The sequence below is a fragment of the Candidatus Thiodiazotropha sp. AKIB8 genome (assembly GCF_058244675.1).
The window spans coordinates 1-20955 of record NZ_JBSYOO010000044.1 but is presented as its reverse complement, the minus strand read 5'-3'; the positions used below and the strand labels follow the sequence as shown (position 1 = coordinate 20955).

General features: G+C 44.1%; 17 protein-coding genes. 10 read left to right on the top strand and 7 right to left on the bottom strand.

What is annotated here, in order from left to right; all coding sequences use genetic code 11:
* Nucleotides 1–29: 29 nt before the first annotated feature.
* The 8 genes from AC4IFB_RS15230 (at nucleotide 30) to AC4IFB_RS15195 (ending at nucleotide 5526) form a co-directional block, all read left to right on the top strand.
* On the top strand, nucleotides 30–728 hold the full coding sequence (locus tag AC4IFB_RS15230) for a type IV pilus assembly protein FimV (RefSeq protein ID WP_490780598.1): 699 nt from the start codon (nucleotides 30–32) through the stop codon (nucleotides 726–728).
* A complete protein-coding gene (locus tag AC4IFB_RS15225; protein ID WP_490780597.1) occupies nucleotides 729–1907 on the top strand; it encodes a hypothetical protein in 1179 nt (392 codons plus the stop codon).
* 31 nt (nucleotides 1908–1938) lie between these two features.
* Nucleotides 1939–2478: a GTP-binding protein gene (locus AC4IFB_RS15220; protein ID WP_490775467.1), complete on the top strand. Its 540-nt coding sequence runs from the start codon at nucleotides 1939–1941 to the stop codon at nucleotides 2476–2478.
* 4 nt (nucleotides 2479–2482) lie between these two features.
* Complete coding sequence (locus AC4IFB_RS15215; RefSeq protein ID WP_490775468.1) at nucleotides 2483–3145, top strand: hypothetical protein; 663 nt, start codon at nucleotides 2483–2485, stop codon at nucleotides 3143–3145.
* Entirely contained in the window at nucleotides 3138–3701 is a 564-nt protein-coding gene (locus AC4IFB_RS15210) for a protoglobin domain-containing protein (RefSeq protein ID WP_490775469.1), read from the top strand. Before AC4IFB_RS15215 ends, AC4IFB_RS15210 begins: the two co-directional genes overlap by 8 nt.
* A 41-nt stretch (nucleotides 3702–3742) precedes the next feature.
* On the top strand, nucleotides 3743–4105 hold the full coding sequence (locus AC4IFB_RS15205) for a roadblock/LC7 domain-containing protein (RefSeq protein WP_490775470.1): 363 nt from the start codon (nucleotides 3743–3745) through the stop codon (nucleotides 4103–4105).
* A gap of 188 nt (nucleotides 4106–4293) precedes the next feature.
* Entirely contained in the window at nucleotides 4294–4755 is a 462-nt protein-coding gene (locus AC4IFB_RS15200; RefSeq protein WP_490780604.1) for a PAS domain-containing protein, read from the top strand.
* Between the two features lie 6 nt (nucleotides 4756–4761).
* A complete protein-coding gene (locus AC4IFB_RS15195) occupies nucleotides 4762–5526 on the top strand; it encodes a phosphate/phosphite/phosphonate ABC transporter substrate-binding protein (RefSeq protein WP_490775471.1) in 765 nt (254 codons plus the stop codon).
* A 36-nt stretch (nucleotides 5527–5562) separates the two neighbouring features.
* Here AC4IFB_RS15195 and AC4IFB_RS15190 read toward each other — a convergent pair whose 3' ends face one another.
* The 3 genes from AC4IFB_RS15190 to AC4IFB_RS15180 all read right to left on the bottom strand — a co-directional run bounded on the left by AC4IFB_RS15190 (nucleotide 5563) and on the right by AC4IFB_RS15180 (nucleotide 11405).
* On the bottom strand, nucleotides 5563–8031 hold the full coding sequence (locus AC4IFB_RS15190) for an EAL domain-containing protein (protein WP_490780596.1): 2469 nt from the start codon (nucleotides 8029–8031) through the stop codon (nucleotides 5563–5565).
* Between the two features lie 24 nt (nucleotides 8032–8055).
* Nucleotides 8056–8934 carry a phosphate/phosphite/phosphonate ABC transporter substrate-binding protein gene (locus tag AC4IFB_RS15185; protein ID WP_490775473.1) on the bottom strand — a complete coding sequence of 293 codons (879 nt, stop codon included), beginning with the start codon at nucleotides 8932–8934 and terminating at the stop codon, nucleotides 8056–8058.
* Nucleotides 8935–9848: 914 nt separating this feature from the next.
* Nucleotides 9849–11405, bottom strand: a complete 1557-nt coding sequence (locus AC4IFB_RS15180; protein WP_490780595.1) for a SulP family inorganic anion transporter — start codon at nucleotides 11403–11405, stop codon at nucleotides 9849–9851.
* Between the two features lie 457 nt (nucleotides 11406–11862).
* Between AC4IFB_RS15180 and AC4IFB_RS15175 the strand changes: the two genes are divergently transcribed.
* A complete protein-coding gene (locus AC4IFB_RS15175; protein WP_490780594.1) occupies nucleotides 11863–11994 on the top strand; it encodes a hypothetical protein in 132 nt (43 codons plus the stop codon).
* A gap of 125 nt (nucleotides 11995–12119) precedes the next feature.
* On the opposite strand, the gene AC4IFB_RS15170 is transcribed toward AC4IFB_RS15175, so the two are convergent.
* From AC4IFB_RS15170 to AC4IFB_RS15155, 4 genes are all read right to left on the bottom strand, one after another.
* The gene (locus AC4IFB_RS15170) at nucleotides 12120–12623 is read right to left on the bottom strand and encodes a hypothetical protein (protein ID WP_490775476.1); all 504 of its coding nucleotides are present in this window, start codon (nucleotides 12621–12623) and stop codon (nucleotides 12120–12122) included.
* 256 nt (nucleotides 12624–12879) lie between these two features.
* Nucleotides 12880–14235: an HlyD family type I secretion periplasmic adaptor subunit gene (locus AC4IFB_RS15165; protein ID WP_490775477.1), complete on the bottom strand. Its 1356-nt coding sequence runs from the start codon at nucleotides 14233–14235 to the stop codon at nucleotides 12880–12882.
* Nucleotides 14232–16397, bottom strand: coding sequence for a peptidase domain-containing ABC transporter (locus AC4IFB_RS15160; RefSeq protein WP_490775478.1), 2166 nt, complete (start codon nucleotides 16395–16397; stop codon nucleotides 14232–14234). Before AC4IFB_RS15160 ends, AC4IFB_RS15165 begins: the two co-directional genes overlap by 4 nt.
* Nucleotides 16394–18067, bottom strand: coding sequence for a peptidase domain-containing ABC transporter (locus AC4IFB_RS15155; protein WP_490780593.1), 1674 nt, complete (start codon nucleotides 18065–18067; stop codon nucleotides 16394–16396). Before AC4IFB_RS15155 ends, AC4IFB_RS15160 begins: the two co-directional genes overlap by 4 nt.
* A 217-nt stretch (nucleotides 18068–18284) precedes the next feature.
* Between AC4IFB_RS15155 and AC4IFB_RS15150 the strand changes: the two genes are divergently transcribed.
* On the top strand, nucleotides 18285–20955 hold a 2671-nt coding region (locus AC4IFB_RS15150), incomplete at its 3' end, for a cadherin-like domain-containing protein (RefSeq protein ID WP_490780592.1).

Sequence of the window (20955 nt, the reverse complement as noted above, 5' to 3'; positions counted from 1 at the left end):
AACTATAGCCAACATATCTCTCTCCGACATTGAAAGACTTTCTGCCGTCATCTCAGGTCATATTCCATGAGCCACGAAATCAGGGACTTACACTTCCCGAAGCGGTGGAGCCTGAACGGTGGGCAACACACTTGGCTTATCTCTCAGCGCGTGAACCCACTAACCTGGTCAACCACGTGCGCAGGGTCTATTTACATCTTGCCCGGAAAGAGCCAGACGCACTCTATGGTGCCCTACTGGATCTCTTCCTGATTCTGGGCGATAAAGGTGCGAGTCTTCGCAAGCGCTTACTGAAAATGAGCAAAAGAGAGTTGCCTCGTGACCGATATACTCTTTTTGCAACACATTGGAAACAGGGTTTAAAAGGCAATCAATCATTTCCCATCAGTCAATACTCCGTACTTGGAAACTTTGTGAAGGGTGAGCTTAATCTCATCGATGAGGGGGTATCTGCAGAGCAGAAGAGTGCAAAATATATAGACCCACTCGATTTAGCTAAGGAAGAGCTGACCTTTGGTGATGTAACTGTAGCCCAGGAAATACTCGAATCGGCAATCATGGAAACACCAACCAGGATGGGGCTTCACTACAGTTTGCTCGAAGTCTACAAACATTCCCGTTCATTAAGTGATCTGTTGACGATGCAGGATCAATTAGGTGAACACGTCAGTATCGCTCAGTCTGCATGGAATCAGACACGCCAGTATTTGGAATCCCTGGGGTCTTAGATGTTACCCGCTAATAATGAACCAATGGGAATAGCTTTACTCGGCATGAGTCGTAAAGATAAGCCTATGATGGAGTTGTTTCTGCAAAGAAACTGGTCGAGTAATTGTATTGTAGTGCCAGAACATCAAGCCAAATTGTGTATTCTTGATCTGGATGGAATCGAAGGAAGAAAGTTACTGCAACAGCAACAAGACCAATATAATGAGAGGCCGTTAATTGTACTTTCCGTGCATGAAAAGGAGATTGATGGAGCAAGGGTTTTGCGCAAACCTCTACGTATGGATTCGCTCAAAGGGGCAATTGAAATATACCGTAGTGAGTTGATTCAACGTCCCACAGAATCAGAGAACCAAAAGCCAATAACCTCCTCGAAATCCGCTCGATGGAGAAGAACGCCATCTTCAACCATTAATCAAAATACCGATACCAATGAGAGGCGGGAAGTACTACCTGATGCGACCTCTCAGGCGCGTATTATTCAGCGCGCATGTAGCTTGTCTATTGGTACAAGTGACCTGGATAACAAGGACTTCATTAATGGTATGTACTATCAGCATACCTCTAATTTACAGGATATTCTTAAGCAAGCCATAGATCGGTGCAGAAGAGAATCACAGCCAATACGATTGAGTTTTCAGGATGGAAAATCGGTCACACTGTTGCCTCAATCGAATCTTAGCGTTACCGATTTGAATGATGTCAAACTAAGGCCTCGATGTCTTTTAACCTTAAATTCCAACCAAATCACGATTGAGCCATCACTCAATAATGAGACCCATCTATTGCGATCCTATGATGCATTACCATTACCAATTGATGCTTTGTTGTGGAAAGTTACGCTATGGAGTTCACGAGGACGATTGCCAATGGGAGCAAGTACCAACGTGGCGGTAGGACTTCGTCAGTGGCCAAACCTGACCCGCTTGTTTTCAATTCCTGAGTTTTTCAGAATCGCTGCACTATGGTCAAAGACACCATTATCGATTGCGCGGACTGTTGATACATTAAATATCGAATACGGATATGTCTGTGCATTCTTTAGTGCTTGTTACGCCCTGGATTTGATACAGGTTCATGATGCTGATTATATTCAGAGTGTGTCAGAAGATAGCGACTCTAGAAAAGTTTTAAAATCAGGAATTCTCAGAAGATTACTGCGTCGTCTGCGAGCAGTATAACCAGAGCAGTTAAAAGGGTTATTAGGAAACGATGGCTGAACATAAAATAATATTCACTGGACCAGTTGGTGCTGGTAAAACTACGGCAATCAGTGTTTTGTCGGATATTGCAACTATAACCACTGATGAAGCTGCAAGTGATATGACCAAGGATCGCAAAGAGATGACTACTGTTGCGATGGATTATGGCCTGATGCATTTAAATCAGACTGAGCGCGTTCATCTATACGGTACGCCTGGCCAAGAGCGATTCAATTTCATGTGGGAGGTATTGACTCAAGGAGGATTGGGTTTAGTGCTGCTCATCGATAATTCACGTAAAGAGCCATTTCAGGATCTCTCATTTTTTCTCGAGGCTTTCAAAAGTTTTATTCATAGCACATCAGTGACAATTGGGGTCACGCGAATGGATAAAAAGGACTCACCAGAAATAGATGACTATCATCGAGAGGTATCCTCCATGGGTTGGCCTACCTTACCAATAATGGAGGTTGACGCCCGTGAAAAGGAAGATATGTCCCTATTGGTGCAATCTCTTCTCTACACTCTAGACCCGACAATTACAGAGTGAATTAATGAATCTGAGCATGAAATCAGGTCTCTATCTTGAGGCAACCCCTGCAGGCGCCTTCTTCGCAACCTGCTCAACCCGTGATGAACCGGCAAGACGACTTTTACTGGGTATCATGAGTGAAGAGAGATCTCCCGCATCCGATATATCACGCTTTAGTTTGTGGAGTGGGCAGTCTGATAGCGATGCGTTGGAGCTTGTGAAACGTCTGCAGGAGTTACAGTGGTTGACGGGGGCAAGTGAGCCGCTGTCAGTTCCAACTGGTCCATTGGAGGAAGTTCTACCTGGTTTGCTGGCTCAGGTATCGATAGATGGAAAGGCGTTACTTGCAGATGATCAGGGATTTTATCTGAGCACAAGCGGCATACCGCATGAAGCCGCTGAGGCGATCTCAGCTGTAAGTGCTGATTTAAGCTCCCTTTACGACCGTCATCAACGACTTTTGATAAATAATCTAGGGATAAATGAACAGGCTTGGTCATTGACAGATTCTGCGGGGAACAGCCAGTTCGGTTTTTGGCCGCTCTATATAGGGGATCAACGATTTGTACTTGTAATTCAAGGGCGTCCAACACTGAATCAACCAGCCTTTCGTGATCTGGTTTGGGTACTCACCTTGCGTTACTCGGAAACTTTTCATTTAAGGGAAAGCAACAATAATGGCTGATATCGATTTTGAAAAACTAATGAAATACTCCAAGCAGTTTTCTGGATTAACAGCTGAGATGGAAGAGATTCTTGCTGAACTGACAGATAAGGTGAGTCCCCATCTTATCGAGGTAACCGATAGCTTTTATAGTGTTCTGTTGGATATACCCAAGGCAGAACCATTTCTCTCCGGACGCGTTGAGTCACTTAAGAAGACTCATATCCAATGGCTGGAAACTGTATTCAGTGGGCCGTTTGATGTGAGCTATGTCGAGGCTATGTACCATGTTGGCGATGTACATGTGAAAGTTGGATTGCCTGTCGAGTTTATGGCTGGAGCGATGTCGTTGGTCGCTACACGTATAAATCAACTGCTTGGTAACACTTTTGTTGATGATCCTGCGCGCCTTGTTAAGGCAGTAACTGCAGTAAATGCAGTTCTTGGATTTACGCTGATGATTATGCAGCAATCATATGAATCATCACGTTTGGCTGAAGAGCTAGAGAAATTTTTGAAAATTACCGGTATGAGCCGGACTTTGTTTGATAATCTTGCTAGTGCGTACACTAAGTAACGCCAAAGCAATAAATATGCTATTTGAAGGAGCAAACGACAATGCGTGAAGATATGCTGGCATCTATTCTTAGTGATCTCAACGGGAGTTCAGCTGATATAGAGGCGTCTGCTGTTATATCTACAGATGGATTAATTATGGCCTCACTGTTACCTGCAAATCTGGATGAAGATCGTGTTGGTGCAATGAGTGCAGCAATGCTCTCACTTGGAGATAGAACAGCCTCAGAACTCTCACGAGGCGATTTAGAGATGGTGCTAATCAAAGGAAATCAAGGTTATGTAGTCATGACCCATGCCGGTCAGGAAGCAGTTGTTTCAGTACAGGCAAAGTCGACTGCAAAACTTGGATTGGTTTTTTTGGATATTAAGCGCGCTGCGGAAGCAATCAGCAAACTTATCTGATAAATGTTGGTGCTAGGGACACTAGGGGCAGGAGCCAGACAGCCAATAATAGATGGCTGTATTGGTTCTTAAGCCAAACATTAAATCAGTGCTCAACTTGTATTTCAGGTTGATAAGTTATAGCAAATGTCTGCAGAAAAGAGCCATGTTGAACTCTGATCTATGAAGGAGCCTGAATAGTGCGTGACATGGAACCGGCTGATACCACAGGGGATTTCAGTGAAAAGATCCTTGTGTTTGCTGATGGGAGTAGGCGCAAAGTACTGGTAACTGAAAAAGAGACTTTACTCAGAGATGGTCACCTGATTGTCTCCCGTACAGATCCGAAAGGTGTGATTACACATGTAAATAACACATTTGTTGAGATGTCTGGCTACAGTGAAGAGGAATTGGTTGGAGAACCTCACTACATATTACGGCATCCGGACATGCCTGCGGCAGCTTTCAAAGATCTCTGGGCAACTATACAAAAAGGGACTAAATGGCATGGCTATGTGAAAAATCTTCGCAAGGATGGTGGTTACTATTGGGTATTTGCCACGGTTATCCCAAATATTCGAAAAGGCGAAATAGCCGGTTACACATCAGTACGCAGGAAGCCTGCACGTAAGAAAGTACTAGAGTGTATTAAACTATATCCAAATCTTTAATAACATATGTCTGATATATCTTACCAAATGACTGTGAGTCCGGATTTTACACCTGATCATATATCTGGTTGGTTTATATTTAACACCTGGTTACAGAAGACCTTGGGTGTTGGGATTCACTTGGAGCTATATGATAACTTTTCGTCGCAACGTAGGGCAATAGTTGAAGACGAGATAGATCTGATATATGCAAACCCATACGACGCTTCCATGTTGGTCAGAGAAAAAGGTTTTTTGCCAGTCGTCAGGCCAAGTAAATTCTCAGATGAGGCGATCATAGTCGTCAATAAGGATCATCAGGCGCAACAGATAGAAGATCTACCCAAAGGGATATCTATTGCTGCAACTGAGGATCCTGATGTAAATCTTATCTGTGAAATTATGCTGGAACCGGCTGAACTAAACGTCAGAAATACTAAAAAAATTACTATTTCCAGTTATCCTTTAGTGGCAAAGGCATTGATTCAGAATAAGGCAGATGTAGGCTTTTTTCTACATGATGCATATAATTCGCTTTCTAATCTGACAAAGAGAGAGCTTCGTCCTTTGGTTAGTAGTGAAATACAGGTGATACATCATGTATTGATGGTGGGACCTCGTATGACTACCATTAAAGATAGATTACAAGAAGTTCTGACCGGAATGACAGAGAAACCAAGAGGTGCTGGTGTTCTCAAGGCTATGAATTTTGCAGCCTGGGAAGCTATGGATGGTGAAGAAATGGAGTTTATGATTGATTTAATGGATACCCTAAGCTACCAGCCAGAATAGTATAAAATAGTTTTTTGATTTAGTTAAAAGACACTATTAAGATAAAACAGACTTTTCATCCGAGATAGTCAGGTATTCAGAAAAGTTATCCTCCTGCATCGGTTTTGCGTAAAAGTAACCTTGAGCATAATTGACGCCTAAATTGTTTATATATTTAGCTTGATCACTTGTTTCAACACCCTCAGCGATTATCGACATACCAAATTTCTTACCCATCAGCACAATTGTCTCTGTTAATGCTCTATTGTCCTTATCCTCTGGTAAATCCTTGATAAAAGATCGATCAATTTTCAAGTGATTGAGGGGGAATTTCTTTATATATGCCAGGGAGGAGTAGCCAGTACCGAAATCATCTATTGCAGATTTAATACCTAATGTTTTTAGATGATTGAAGTTATTTAAAACTTCATTATCGCCTTTTAATATAAGGTTCTCAGTAATCTCAATACAAAGACCGACTCCTATATCGGTTGCCTGTTGATTGATCCGGGATATTGCTTTTGTAAATGAGGCATCACAAAAATAGTTTGGTGGTACGTTAACGGATAACCAAAAGTTTAATGGTTTGTCGGGCCATGAGTTGGCATCTTCAAGTATTTTCTGGAATAACCAATCAGTAATAGGTCGAATTAATCCTGATTGTTCTGCAATGGGAATAAACTGGTTGGGGGGAACATTGCCAAGTTCTTTGTTATTCCAGCGTAATAATACTTCTGCACCAACAATATCTCCGTTTTCTGTGGATACTATCGGTTGATATACTGGATAGAATTCATTTGATTCAAGCGCCAGACTTAAGTTGTTCTCAAGAGTAATTTTTTCGGTAACTTTTTTATTAAGCTCTTTTGTGAAGAATCTGAAGGTATTGCGACCAGCATGTTTGGCATCATACATTGCGATGTCTGCATTGCTCATCAGTGAACTTACAGAAGTGCCATCATCTGGATATATCGCAATGCCCAAGCTTGAAGATATTGTTACTTCTCTGTTGTTGAGGAATAAAGGAGTTTCAGTTGCAATCAGAAGTCTACTGACAACTCGTTCCAAGTCTGTAGAGAGATTAGTAACATCAGGAATAATCGCTAAAAATTCGTCTCCGCCAAGGCGAGCCAGGGTGTCCTCGGTTCTAAGTTGCTCCTGTATCCTTTTTGCAACCTTAATTAGTAGTTCATCACCAACACTATGTCCCATCGTGTCATTGATATTTTTAAAATTATCCAGATCTATGTAGATGATTGCTACATATGAATCACTTCTTTTTGCACGTTGTAGAAGCTGTTCCAGGCGGTCAAAGGCGAGGAATCTATTAGGCAGTCCGGTAAGTTGATCATGCGTGGCCTGTTCTACTAATCTCTCCTCAATGGCCTTCTGTTCTGTAATATCCTCTTTGACGGCCAAGTAGTGGGTTGTAATGTTATTATCATCCCTGATAGGAGCTATAACTGCAGACTCCCAATAAATTGTGCCATTTTTTCTTTTTGTGCAAAATTCGCCTTTCCAAACTTGACCGTTTTCAATCGTCTCCCACATCTGATTAAAAAGCTCTTTGTCATTGGTATCTGCACCTAACATTCGTGTATGTTCGCCAATGACTTCGACTGAAGAGTAACCGCTGATTTCAGAGAATTTAGGGTTCGCATACTCAATAATTCCATTTAGGTCTGTAATTAAAACAGACGCGGGACTCTGTTCAACCGCTAAAGATAATTTCTTTAACTCCTCAGATGCTCTTTTTCTTGATTTTATCTCTTGCTCCAGCTTTATATTTATCCCGATTAGCTCTTCCCTATCCTCCTTGATCTCCTCTCTCATGGTGTTGAAGCTATGGGCTAATCTACCTAACTCATCGTATGCGAGAATAGGTACATCACTATCTAAATTACCGCTAGCAACCCTTGTTGCGCCAGCGGTTAAAGCATTTACAGGGTTAAGCACCTGGAATTTAAATATTACAAATAGTATCGAGCCTAAAAATACTACAATTAAACTGAATATTTCGATTAATTTTATACTGGCAATGCGAGTTATTAACTCGATTCTTGATGTGTCAAGGCCAATTAAAAGCCACCCCAGTTTAATATCTTCATCCTTGATCTCAAACTTCATAGTGATCAGGTCTGAATTAGGCGTGTTGGAATATAGATAATAATTCGAATTATTGGATACCCATTGCTGTAGTTCAGCAAGATCCACATCATCAGGTATTAAGGTGGTTATTGGTAGATTATCCTCAGAAAGTATTAATGCATATCTGACATCAATATCATTTGTAATTTGTTTTACAAAGCTATCAAGTCTTGTTACGTCATAACTATAAAGTGCATCAGGACTAATCAAAGCAATGAATTGGCCTAAGGCGTTTGCTTTTCCGGTAAGGCTTTTTTTTAAGTGTACCTGTTGAGTGTTATATATGTAGAGTGTCGCTCCGCTAAAAGTGATAACAAGAATTACACTTATCCATAATATAAACTTTAATCTTAAGCTGCTGTTAAATTTTAAAGCCACTGGATCTACTTCTTGCTTTTACTATCAATTGGCATACACTGAATCAATAATAATTCGATGAGCGTCATAGTGCCAATCTGCTGCGGGGTTGAAAGCAGATAACCGTGCTCTTTTAAGGACTTCTTTGCCCTCCTTGCTTGTGTTCATCTTTAACATGAGGTCCGTTATACGAGTTCTTAAATTACTATCCATTTCAAGTTTTACCGCCCAGGGTAAATGAGGGAGAGCTTCACTTACTGCAATGAGGTTCAGATCCTTTATATCTATTTTATTTGTAACCAATGGTAAGCGGCTAACAATTTCTCCAGCACCACCGGCATCAGCTTGTCTTTGAAAGGTTGCCAAAACTGCATTCGGGGGATTAGAGGCGAAGGATTCCTTATAGTCACTTTTTTTCAGTCCTGCTCCACGTAGTAAGTAGGTGGGTACGATATAGCTCATCATTGCTCTTTTACCGCCACCAAATAAGATATTTTTACCTTTTAATTGCTCTAGGTGCTCAATACCGGAGTCACGCCTGACATATATTGCACCACGGATAGTCTTTTCTCCAAATTCCTCATTTTGAGCGATAACGTCATAGTTGAGTCTCTTGTGGGCATTGATGTACTCAAATTGATTGAAATGTACAAGATCATATCGTCTCTCCTCTAAACGTTTTAGGAAGACATTAAAATTTGGAGAGAGCTCAAGCTTTACAGGACGTTGAAGCTCTTTTTCAAGGTATTTGGCGAAAGGGCGGAACAATTTAGCGGTAACTGCCGCATCTCGTCTGGGAAATATACCTACTGTCAGAGGTTCAGCAAAAGCAGTATTGAAAAAGTCGATAGCGATCAGAATAGTAACGAGAAAGGCTTTCAGAATGCAGCGAAAATGACCTGAATAGTCAGTGAGGTGTGTCATGGCAAATATCTGTTGTTTGAATACGGATACTCTGATCCATGAGAATGGCGCTCTATTTTAGTACTATCGGCAATAGTAATTCTAACTTGAGGATAATTAAGGATTTTCATCTAAATAGTAATATAGAGGTGATCTAAAAGACCCGATGCTAAAATCAATGAAAGTAACTTTTTGTGCTCTTCTATATTAAGATATAGTAACGTGTTGAAAATACAAGTAAATCGTAATATATACAGGGTGAATCTGTTAGAAAATTATAAATAAGTAATAGAGCGATTTTCCGTTAATTGATCTTCTCAGAAGAGCAAATGGAAGATTTAAAGCGATAAGTCGTGATTGCAAACGTAGATATACTCATCAAAAAGTTCAGCTTAATAAATAGTAATCGAATGAGGCTCATGATTTAAATTTTCCACCAGGCTCCTCATTCATAGTATATCGCAGTAAGCCCTTACTGGTGCGGCAGGGCTGCACCCTACGATTGATCATGGCTTCTGGGGAGGGATGTCACACCCACAACAAAATCGCAAGATCGAACAGCAAGGTAGCCTGGATTCCGTTGCACTTCATCCAGGCTACGGGCTGCTCACTACCAACCACATGTACAATGGGTATTGCAGGTAGTGCAGTTCAATTGGTAGCACTGTCGGAGCTGCCTTCAAGTGATGATGAGGTTGAAGAACAAGGATGTATAAAAACAGATTATATTTTTCTGCCCAAAGAAGAGATAAATAGAAGTGACATAGTCACAGGTAGGGTGGGGCCATGCCCCACCAATAGTGGTAGGCAATTCACTACTCACAGATAGTTGCTGGTTATCTTGAATGCCATTAGATTGAATGGATTCTGATATATAACCCGAAAAGGTGCGGCAGGGCCACACCCTACGACTTATGCGATTGGTGTAGGTGACTTCAACCTAGGCGGTCATCAGCCACTCTGTATACAGGGTCTTCCATCATGTTGACTTCAACCAGGTCTCCAGCTTTGACGAGCAAATTCTGGCACTCCTGACTGAGATGGCGAATATGCAAGGTCTTCTGTTCGCGCATATATCGTTCAGCCAAGCTATCTATGGCCTCAAGTCCGGAGTGGTCAATAACACGTGCATCGGCAAAATCAACAATAACCTCATGCGGGTCATTCTTTGGATCGAAAATATCAGCGAATGTCTGAACTGAGCCGAAAAACAGAGGGCCATGTAAGTGGTAGTATTTGATGCCGTATTCATCGACTTTGATGTCGGCAACCATCTGCTTGGCATGCTGCCAGGCAAAGACCAATGCTGAAACAATGACACCTACAACGACTGCGATGGCAAGATCAGTCAATACGGTAACCACAGCAACCAGAATGCCCACAAATGTATCTGCGAGCGGGATTCTGCCAAGTAGGCGAAAGCTGGCCCACTCGAATGTACCCATAACCACGATGAACATGACGCCAACCAGCGCAGCAATCGGTATCACCTCAATTAGGCTGGATCCGACTAAGATAAACAACAGCAGAAACAGTGCGGCAGTGATTCCAGAGAGTCGACCACGCCCCCCAGAGTTGATGTTGATCATACTTTGACCAATCATTGCGCATCCTCCCATACCACCAAACAGTCCGTTGACTGTATTACCCACGCCCTGACCAATGCACTCTCTATTCCCCTGTCCGCGGGTTTCGGTCAATTCGTCGATCAGGCTCATGGTGAGCAGGGATTCAATCAGTCCAACGCCTGCCAGAATAACGGAATATGGCAGTATGATATGCAGTGTGTCGAGATTTATCGGCACCATAGGGATATGAAAGGAGGGTAGTCCACCCGCAATAGTGGCATTGATGTCCCCGGAGAGATCCCGTAGTACATCCTGGACTGTGCGTGCATCGAGGTTGAACACTGTTACCAGTAGAGTAATTGTTACAATGGCTACCAAAGAGGCTGGAATCGCTGAAGTCAATTTTGGCAGGTAGTGAATGATTGCCATGGTCAAGGCAATTAAGCCCAGCATCGTCCACAGGGGTAGGCCTGTCATCCATACCAAATTGCCGTCAGGGTCAGCGACCTGGAATTGCTTTAACTGTGCCAGGAAGATGACTATCGCAAGACCGTTGACGAAGCCAAGCATCACAGGATGAGGCACAATGCGAATGAATTTCCCGAGGCGTAAAATTCCAGCCAGAATCTGAATGATTCCGGCCAGCAATACTGCTGCAAATAGATATTCAACTCCGTGTTCTGCAACTAAGGCAACCATCACTACTGCCATTGCCCCGGTAGCACCTGAGATCATGCCGGGACGACCACCAACTATGGCGGTAATGATGCCCATCATAAAAGCGGCATAGAGGCCGGTTAGGGGCGTCACACCTGCCACGAAGGCAAACGCAACTGCCTCGGGAACCAGGGCAAGCGCGACAGTCAAGCCTGAAAGTACGTCGTTCTTGACGCACTGTTTACCCGGGCAGGTCAGTTGAAACATGGGTTTTCCTCAGGGAGAGTGTAAAAAGTCGTGAAGTATATCAGGGTTAGCTAATGTAGTTAATAGCTATCTACTGAGTCTGCTCCTGCTTACTGCAATAAACTGAGCTGTTATTAACCCTCCTGGTGGACAAGGATACTCTTAGTCTTTGGTGCCTTGGTGAGGTAGGGTTCAACCCTGCACTGAGGCAATAGTAAGAATTGTCTTTCTCTATCTAGAATCAATTGTTTTAGTTACCAAATGTGAGTCGGTCTGATTTCGGGGACTTATATTATTTATATCGGGGAAGATGGAGCTTGTCTCTCATAAAACCGAGTGAACTGAGATTTGATAGGGGCTGGAGAGGATAAAACACATATTTTGTGTGTGAGTATATAACTTGCTTCATATTGCTGATTGCATATATGTATGTAGTGCAGATGAGAAGTAATCATTATAAAAACCAAAGGAGTCTTTGATGAGCAATCAACAAGAAAACCAGAACGAGGGCATCTCCCGGCGAGATTTATTGATTGGTGCAGGTGCGGCAGCGGTGTTGAGTAGTAGCGCTGCACAATCGATGGAGCATATCCAAGGATATAGAGGTTAACGCCCTTTACATCTCAATCTCTCCGAGCCCCTGGTACACCTTCTCTCTCATCAAGTGAGAGGGGTGTTGCGCCAGCTTCTCGAGTAAGAAGAGTTAGCTGAGCAGCAGTCAGTCACTATAGTAAACTACCAATCCTCGCTGAGTTGGATGTTGTCTCCTGTTTTGGCTGGCTGCTGATTAGTGGTCTGAGCAGGTGTCCCGTTTACACAGCTACGAAACTGGTCAGTGCTTTCACTTGCAGATATACACTGCAACATATCGTGAGAACCTTGAATACTGACATCAAGATAATTAACTATTTTTTGATTGGTTTCACTTGAATAAAGCAGACTCTTTGCAGATTCTGATTTTAGGTTGAGGATATTTTGAGAAGGGTTGATATGGTTCAGTACATCTCTCTTCAGTTTATCTGGCATTGCTGTTGTGCATTGGTTAAAGCCTGATTCATCCTTGGCGTTTTTAAAGCAGGATTTGGACTTATCCATCATGGAGAGGCCGCTATTCAGAATGGCGATTAATTTGGCTTTTAATTCATCATTGGTGAGCTGATTGGCTGGTGGTGCTTGGCAGTATCCCTGTAGGGGAAGACTGAATATAGCGAGCGCTATTATACTGGAAGTCCATTTCATTAGATTGTCTCCATGAGCTAAAACCTCACTACGATTCTGTTAAATGAGGTATGTTTGATCTGAGACCTAATGTACCCCAACATCATACACTATTTCAATTGCTGTGGGATCGATCAGCCAGGCCTTGTTTTGCTGCCAGGGTGGGACCCACTGACAGTTAAGCTGACAACAGAATGGTTCGTCTCAAATCGAAGTTAACGGCTCGTAAAGCCAGAGGGCACAAGCAATTAATAGAGGTGCCCTTAAGATTGCTATGTCATCGTTCTCTGAATGCACTGTCCATGCCTCGACTGACAGGCCGCATGAGATAGTCAAGGATGGTCTTTTCTCCTGTAAGTATCTCAGCAGTTACTGTCATACCTGGAAGTACCTTGAGTTGATCGGGATTCTCACCTAAATAGTTCTTATCCAGAATGACTTCAGCTCTATAGTATGGATTCTGGTCCTGGTCGAGATAGGTAGAGGCGGATATTTGTCGTACTGTACCTTGCAGGCTTCCAAATCGGGAGGAGTCATAACTGGCAAATTTGATATCTGCAGATTGATCTATATGTACATGTCCTATGTCTTGCGGCAAAATTTTTGCCTCGACTATCAGCTCATCCGCAACAGGTACCAGTTGCATAATGACTTCACCTGGTGCAACCACTGCATTGTTACTGTTTATTGTCAATCCTTTTACAATACCATCTATCGGTGCTTTTACCTGAAGACGATCGAAGCGATCGCGAAGCTGGATCAGAGTGCCTTCCACCTCTGCAAGTTCTGATGCTACAGTGCCTGCTTCCAGTTCAATTTCTTTGTTGTGTCGGCTGAACAGCTCCAATTTACGTTGCTTACTCTCTTCCAGTTCTGTCTTTGCAACGGCAATACCATCGACAGTTTTTCTCAGGGCGCTCTCTGCTTCAGCCAGGCGTGAGCGGGCGCTGAGTAATTCTGTGCGTGATACGGTGCCTTTTTTCGCAAGGGATTGCCTGATAGAAACCTGCTCTTTGTAGATTGTCAGCTCATTGCGTAAGGATTTTACCTGGTTTCGTTGGCGCGTCAGTTCATTTTTCCGCTGACTGATCTGACTTTCAATGACTGCGAGTTCGCTTTCTAATCCATTGACCTGCGCCAGATAAATTGTCTTCTGTTTGGCGGCAAGATCAGAATAGTTTCCCTGCATACTACTGAAGTCTGGATCACGTTTTTCTACCAATGCCTGCAACCTTTCTCCCTGTAATTGCAAGCTTATTTTGCGTGTTAGCATTTGCTGAAGATCAGAGTTGGAAGATGAGGGGGAAAAGTTGACCAGGATCTCTCCTTGTCTAACCTGGTCACCATTGCGTACATGTAGCTGTCTGACTATACCGCCTTCAAGATGTTGAATATTTATTATCAAATCAGAAGGAATCACTTCACCATCCGCTATGGCGATTTCACTGACCCTGGTTTGAGCTCCCCAGACCACAAGTGATACGAATAGAAAAATACTGACCACTATGGCTGCGCTCAGAGTACGTGAGGGGTTTACCTCTTCCAACTGAATTGCTTGTGCCAGGTAGTGCGCCCTTGCCCTGGGCAAGCTTGCTGTACTCTCTTGAGCAAAAACAATGCTGTCTTCTTTCATGCCACACTCTCCAAAACCAATTGGATCGCCTTATCCGGGGTACCCGAAAATATCTGTGAGCCCTGATCCATTACAATGACTTTATCAGCCAGTCTCACATGACTAGGTCTGTGAGTAACCATTATGATTGTTTTCTTGCCTTTAACTTTTGCCAGCTGCTGCATAAATCGTTCATCACTCTCAATATCCAGTGAAGCACCTGGTTCATCAAGCAAAATAATAGGTGCTGAACGTAGAAAAGCTCGTGCCATGGAGAGACCACGGGTCAGTCCAGGGGGTAAATGATCTGTTGTGTTGTCACCTATCCGAGTATCGAATCCTTTTGGGAGTTGCTCAATTTCATCGAGAATGCCAGCCTGTTTGCATGCCTGGTGTAGCTCTTTATCGGTGGACAATACATTATTAAGCCGGAGGTTCTGAGCAACAGTGCCGTGGAAGAAATTTGGGTTCTGCGGTACGTAGGCGATGGCGCGACGAAGGTCCATGGCGTTGAGTTGTCTGATATCAAATTCGTCTATAGAGAGAGAACCGGCCTGGGGCTTATACATGCCTGCGATAAGTTTAATCAATGTTGACTTACCGGAACCGGTTTGTCCCATGATTGCAAGCATCTCTCCTGGTTCTACGTGGAGTGTGATGCCCAGCAGTGCAGGATCACTATTCGGGCCATAGCGAAAACTGACGCGATCAAGATTAATGCGCCCCTTGAGTTCTGTAAGCATCAATGATGAGCGGCTACTGTGACGTTCTACATTCAGTTTCATCAACTGATTAATCTGCTGAATGGTCTTTGAGACCTGCTCAAAACGACTGAAGCTGAGAAAAACGCTTTGTAGTGGCGCCAATACGCGCCAGATCAGTGCCATAGTGGCAATTAAGGCACCGATACTCATTGAGCCTTCAATTACCAGGTAGGTTCCGATGGCAATCACCGCTACGCCTGACAGACTCATTGCACTTTGTGCAAAGGCATTGATAATCGCGTTCGATACAGTTGTTCGATAGTTCGCAGTTACCGCTTCACCTGAGAACTCGCGATAGCGTTCCCACCATGTGGTCTCGCCGCCTACACCTTTGATTTCGTAGCGTCCATTCAGCGTTTGCATCTGCATTCGCTGTTTGTCTGTGCGTGAACTGGAAGCATGGGTAACCCGGTGAGCACTTGCTGGTATCCAGAGTGCACCAAAAGCAGCATAGATTAGCAGCATCACCACAGGAACCAAGGCAACCGGTCCAGCGATAAATCCAATGACAATAACGAACATCAGGACAAATGGCAGCTCAAGCAGCAGTGTGGCATTGGGTCCGGTAAAGAAGTCACGTACTGAGTCAAATTGCTTTAGTCTGGAGAGTTGAGCGGTCATGGTTGATCGCTCTGTAAACAGGGGTGGTAGATGCAGGATCTGCTTGAATGTCTCAACGCCAATCAGATAGTCGAGTCGTCCGGCGATATTTCCAATGATACGGGCGCGCAGGTATCGCAACGCCATATCAGCCAGTAGCGCTGCTCCAATTCCGGCTACCATCCAGGGTAGAGCGTCGACAGATTTAGAGCCAATGACTTTATCGTACACCAACATGATGAACAGGGGCACAGCCATCGCTACAAGGTTGATCAAAAAACTCATTGAAAGCAGGTGCCAGACCAAGCCTTGGAAGCGCCTCATCAATCGGGTAAACCAGGCTTCTCTTGATTTGCTCTCGGTAAAGCCATGAGTACTATGCGTGTCGGTGAAGTAGTAGGCTGTGCCCTTGAGGGATTTCAGAGGTAATGTTTTATGTTCACCGGCGTTAGCATCGTAGAAGTCGATGTTATCGCCTTTATGCTCTTCGAGTACAAGGATTTCTCCTTTGCGTCCTAAGAAAAGGCATGGATAAAGTTCTTTGCGAATATTCCGCAGGTCTATTTTTTCAAATGTACTTTCATAGCCCAGATTAACCAGGATGTTTCGCAGGTCAACCAGATCGATAGAGTCGGTGAAATGTGGCAAAGCCTCGATTAATTCACGGGCATAATGGTGCCAGCCCAAGGCCTTAAGCAGTGGCATCAGACAGGCAGCAAATGGAGAATCCAGATGGATATCCTCTACACGATTATGCCTGAGTGCATCTGCCAGTACTTCACTGAGAATAGGCTTATGGTTATCTCTATCGCCACTCATTTTTTAACTACCGTTCTTGGTATGCTCTGCTTCTGCTCATGCAGCCTTCCATCTCGCAGTTCATACTGTTTGTCGCAGATACGCAGAAAAGAGGGACGATGAGATACGATGACCAGGGTGCGCTTTCCCTTCATCTTTTTAATCAGCTGCATCAATTTGGCATCATTTTTAATATCGAAGTTCGCATTGGCATCATCGAAAAGAATAACGTTGGGGTGTCCGATCAATGAGCGAACCATGACGATTTTTTGTCGTACACCTTCTGAAAGTGTATTGACAGCAGATCCTCCTATCGGTGTATCCAGACCCTCTGGCATGCGAGCAATGATCTCGCCCAAGCCCAACTCTCTGGAAAGCTCCATCGCCTGATCGACTGCCTCTCCTTCCCGGAAAAGGGTCATGTTCTCCAGAATAGTGCCCTCGTAGAGCATGCCGTACTGAGGCATGAAACCAATTTGCTGACGAAGAAACTCCTGCCTGTATGACTTGATACTCCGTCCATCCAGCAATACCTCACCCTGCTGTGGATGCATGAACCCAGTCATTATCGAGATTAATGTGCTTTTACCGACGCCGTTGTTTCCAGTGATGCCAACCGAACCTCCGGCTGGAATGTGCAGGGAAAGTTCATTCAGGAGCCATGACTCCTGGCTGGGATAACGGAACTCTATTTTGTTTAATCTGATATCCCCTTCCAGGGGATTCGGGCCGTCATACTCACCAGAGGTTTCTACCGGCATGCAATCAATCTCACGGCGGCGTTCCAGGGAGAGACGGACACTCTGAAATTGTGTCCATAAGCCCATAGCTTTCAGCCCTGGTTGCAGTACACGTCCGGTCAGCATAGTGCCGGCAGCAAGTGCGCCTACAGTCAAATCCCCTGATATAACTGAGAAGCTTCCAAGGCTGACAAAACTGACCATTGCGACTTGTGAAAATGTGCTGCCAAATCCATTCACCACACTATTGATATGGGCCAGTTTGCGAACACTTTCGGCAGATTGGGTTTGCAGGCGCTCATATCGACGCAACATAAGCGCTTCCATGGCCATGGATTTCACTGTATGGATACCACTCAAAACCTCTATCAAAAAGTTCTGCCGACGTGAATCAGTGGTATTTCTGGCTTTTAGGGCAAGATGGAGCTGTCGTCCCAGTACTAACGACACTGCAGCGAAAATAGCGAGCAGAACGATAGGGATCTGTACCAGTTCGCCACTGATAAACCAAATCAGTGTTAAAAAGAGGATCAGGAAGGGAAAGTCCATCAGTAACAGCATGGATTGACCGGAATAGAATTGATTGATCTCCTCAATTGATTGCAGGCGATTGAGATACTCTCCGCTGGTCTCCCGGTTGAAGGCGAGGGTATCGGTATGTAACACCCGATGCATGGCATCCATACTCTGCCGATGTTCGAACCTAGCGCCATTCCAGGCGAGAATTGCGGAGCGAAAGATTCTCAGCAGCGCCTCCAGCACAACCACACCCAGCATACCGATCATCAATGCCATGAAAGTTCCAAAAGCCTGATGTGGAATGATGCGGTCATAGACCTGCAGCACCACCATTGGCATGGCGAGTGCGAGGGTATTGATACCCAGCGAAGCCAGGAGTACATCTGGTCTTCGCCAACCACGCGGTATTGAGAAACCGGATGAACTGTACATTATTTATCTGTTTTAAGAGTGCTTAGCCTAACGACCGGGTTTTGGTCAATGTTTAATCAATAAAGTCACTACAGATATCGACAGCTTCAGGAATTTATTTAATAGAGCGCCCGATAAAACAGAAGATTTTAGTACCATCTGCCGATAACCATCAGAGTGATAATTGAAACAAGAAATAATCGGTTTCGGGAAATAAATTCCTTTCAAGTGAGGCGACATGGCTGACAAAATCAGTGAAAACAGTGGTTCACTGGAAGAGCGAAAGCAAGCAACAAAGGATCTATTTGAACGGGATATTGCACCTGAGGTAAACCGTAAAGACCTGGAGTCAGACAATATTTTAGGTAACGATTATCATGAGGTTGCTCAAAGTGATGTGGCAATGCCCAGCAAGGCAATCGAGGATGATAAAGAAGTAATTGAAAATAGTGGGAATTTTAGTCAAAGTGATTTTGATGAGTCGCTTGATGTCGCTCTTACAATAGACCACTCGGACGCTCCCTCCCATGATCAAGGCCGTCAGAATTCAAGCGAATCCCATACTACAGATGTAGCTATAGAAAGCACTGATTCTACCCCACCTCCCAACGGACTTTCACCTGAACAAAGAGCCTATACAGCAACAACAGTTCCTGAAAATCAAGAACAACAAAACAGCGAAACATACATTCAGGGTGACATTTCCCCTATACCACTGAATATTGAAACGGCTGATATCTCCTATCAGATCCCGACCAGCCAGTCACAAGAAGCCGGAACCACTGATGATGAGATGTCGACCGAAGCTCCGACTGTAGTGAGTCATGGAGATTTGGTGATAGCCCGCTTGGTGACCAGAGATGAGACGACAGGTGAAACATACTCCTATCAGCTGATAGGTGAAAGCAATGATCTGTTTGAAATTATTGATAACCAACTTCTGATCAAAGACGGGGTAGATTTCGACGTAGCTCTGCATACATCTCATTCACTTGTAATTCAAGTGACAGACTCTTCTGGGAACACTCATCAAGAGTCGGTTGAAATTGATATTGATAATACAACTGAAGAGCCTGTAATAAGAATATCTACTCCTGTGGATGAAACCGGGCCGAGAGAAGAGCCAAACACCCCACTAGTTCCTGAAACACAGACACCTCCCGAGGGAGTAACCTATGCCTTAGCCGACAATGAAGTCGCTCCAGCAGGGTTTATTCTCAACGAAGATGGTAGTTACAGTTTTGACTCAACCCATGAGGCGTATCAGCATCTTGGTTTAGGTGAGACCCAGACATTCAATATTCCAGTGACAGTTACAGATGAGACGGGCGCTACGAGCACTACTGAAATTCAGATATCGGTAACTGGAACAAATGATCTACCGCTAGCAGAAATGGTTGCCTTTGATTCTGTTTCTGAGGGTGACCCAATCATAGAGGGACAGGTTACTGCAACTGATATTGACGATAATTCAATATTAACATTCGCTCTATCCGATAGTTCTGATTCACCCCCTGGATTTGTCATCAACGAAGATGGCCACTATAGCTTTGATGCTTCCAGTTATAGTGGATTAAGTGCAGGTGAGATACAGGCAATCGAAATACCGATTTCTGTAACAGATGAACACGGTGGAACAGCGGAGACGCTACTCACCATTACCGTGACAGGAACTAACAATGCACCAGTAGCTGTTGCTACTGAGGTATTAACAGGTCAAGGAGAACTGGTTACTGGGCAGATGGAGGCCAGTGATATTGACCTGGCAGATGGCCAAGTGCTGACCTTTTCAACCCAGGCCGAAGTTGAAGGCTTAATACTTAGTGAGGATGGTGTATACAGTTTCGATCCATCAAGCTATGAAGAATTGGGTGCTGGAGAAACTGAAACTATAGAAGTACCTGTAACCGTTACTGATGATCAAGGTGCTACCGCAGAGACTACCCTCACAATTACTGTCACTGGAACGAATGATGCGCCAGTCGCTGAAGCTCAAGAGTCTTCAGTAGAAGAGGGGGCTGTTGTTAAAGGGCAACTGGATGGAAATGACGTTGATCTGGCTGATGGTTCTTCGCTGATATTTTCAACTTCTTCAGAAGTGGAGGGACTCATTCTAAATGAGGATGGGTCGTATAGTTTCGACGCTTCCAGCTATGAAGAGTTGGGTTCTGATCAAACTGAAACCATAGAAGTACCTGTAACAATAACTGATGACCAAGGTGATTCTACAGAGACTACCCTCACAATTACTGTCACTGGAACGAATGATGCGCCTGTTATTAGTGCAGAACAGGCCTCTGTAGATGAAGGTGTGCTCACATCTGGTCAATTGAAAGCCAGTGATGTAGATCTGGCTGATAATGCAGCATTGTCTTTTTCAACTGAATCCAATGTTGAAGGACTTACTATCAATGAGGATGGTTCATATAGTTTCGATGCTTCGGGTTATGAAACTCTGGGTGCTGGAGAGGCTGAAACTATCGATGTGCCGGTAACTGTTACCGATGATCAAGGTGCTACCGCAGAGAGCACTCTGACAATTACTGTCACTGGAACCAATGACGGGCCAGTTGCTGAAGCTCAAGAGACTTCAGTAGAAGAAGGTGCTGTTGTTAAAGGGCAACTGGATGGAAATGACATTGATCTGGCTGATGGTTCTTCGCTGACATTTTCAACTTCTTCAGAAGTGGAGGGACTCATTCTAAATGAGGATGGGTCGTATAGTTTCGACGCTTCCAACTATGAAGAGTTGGGTGCTGAACAAACTGAAACCATAGAAGTACCTGTAACCGTTACTGATGATCAAGGTGCTACCGCAGAGACTACCCTCACAATTACTGTCACTGGAACGAATGATGCGCCAGTTGCTGAAGCTCAAGAGTCTTCAGTAGAAGAGGGGGCTGTTGTTA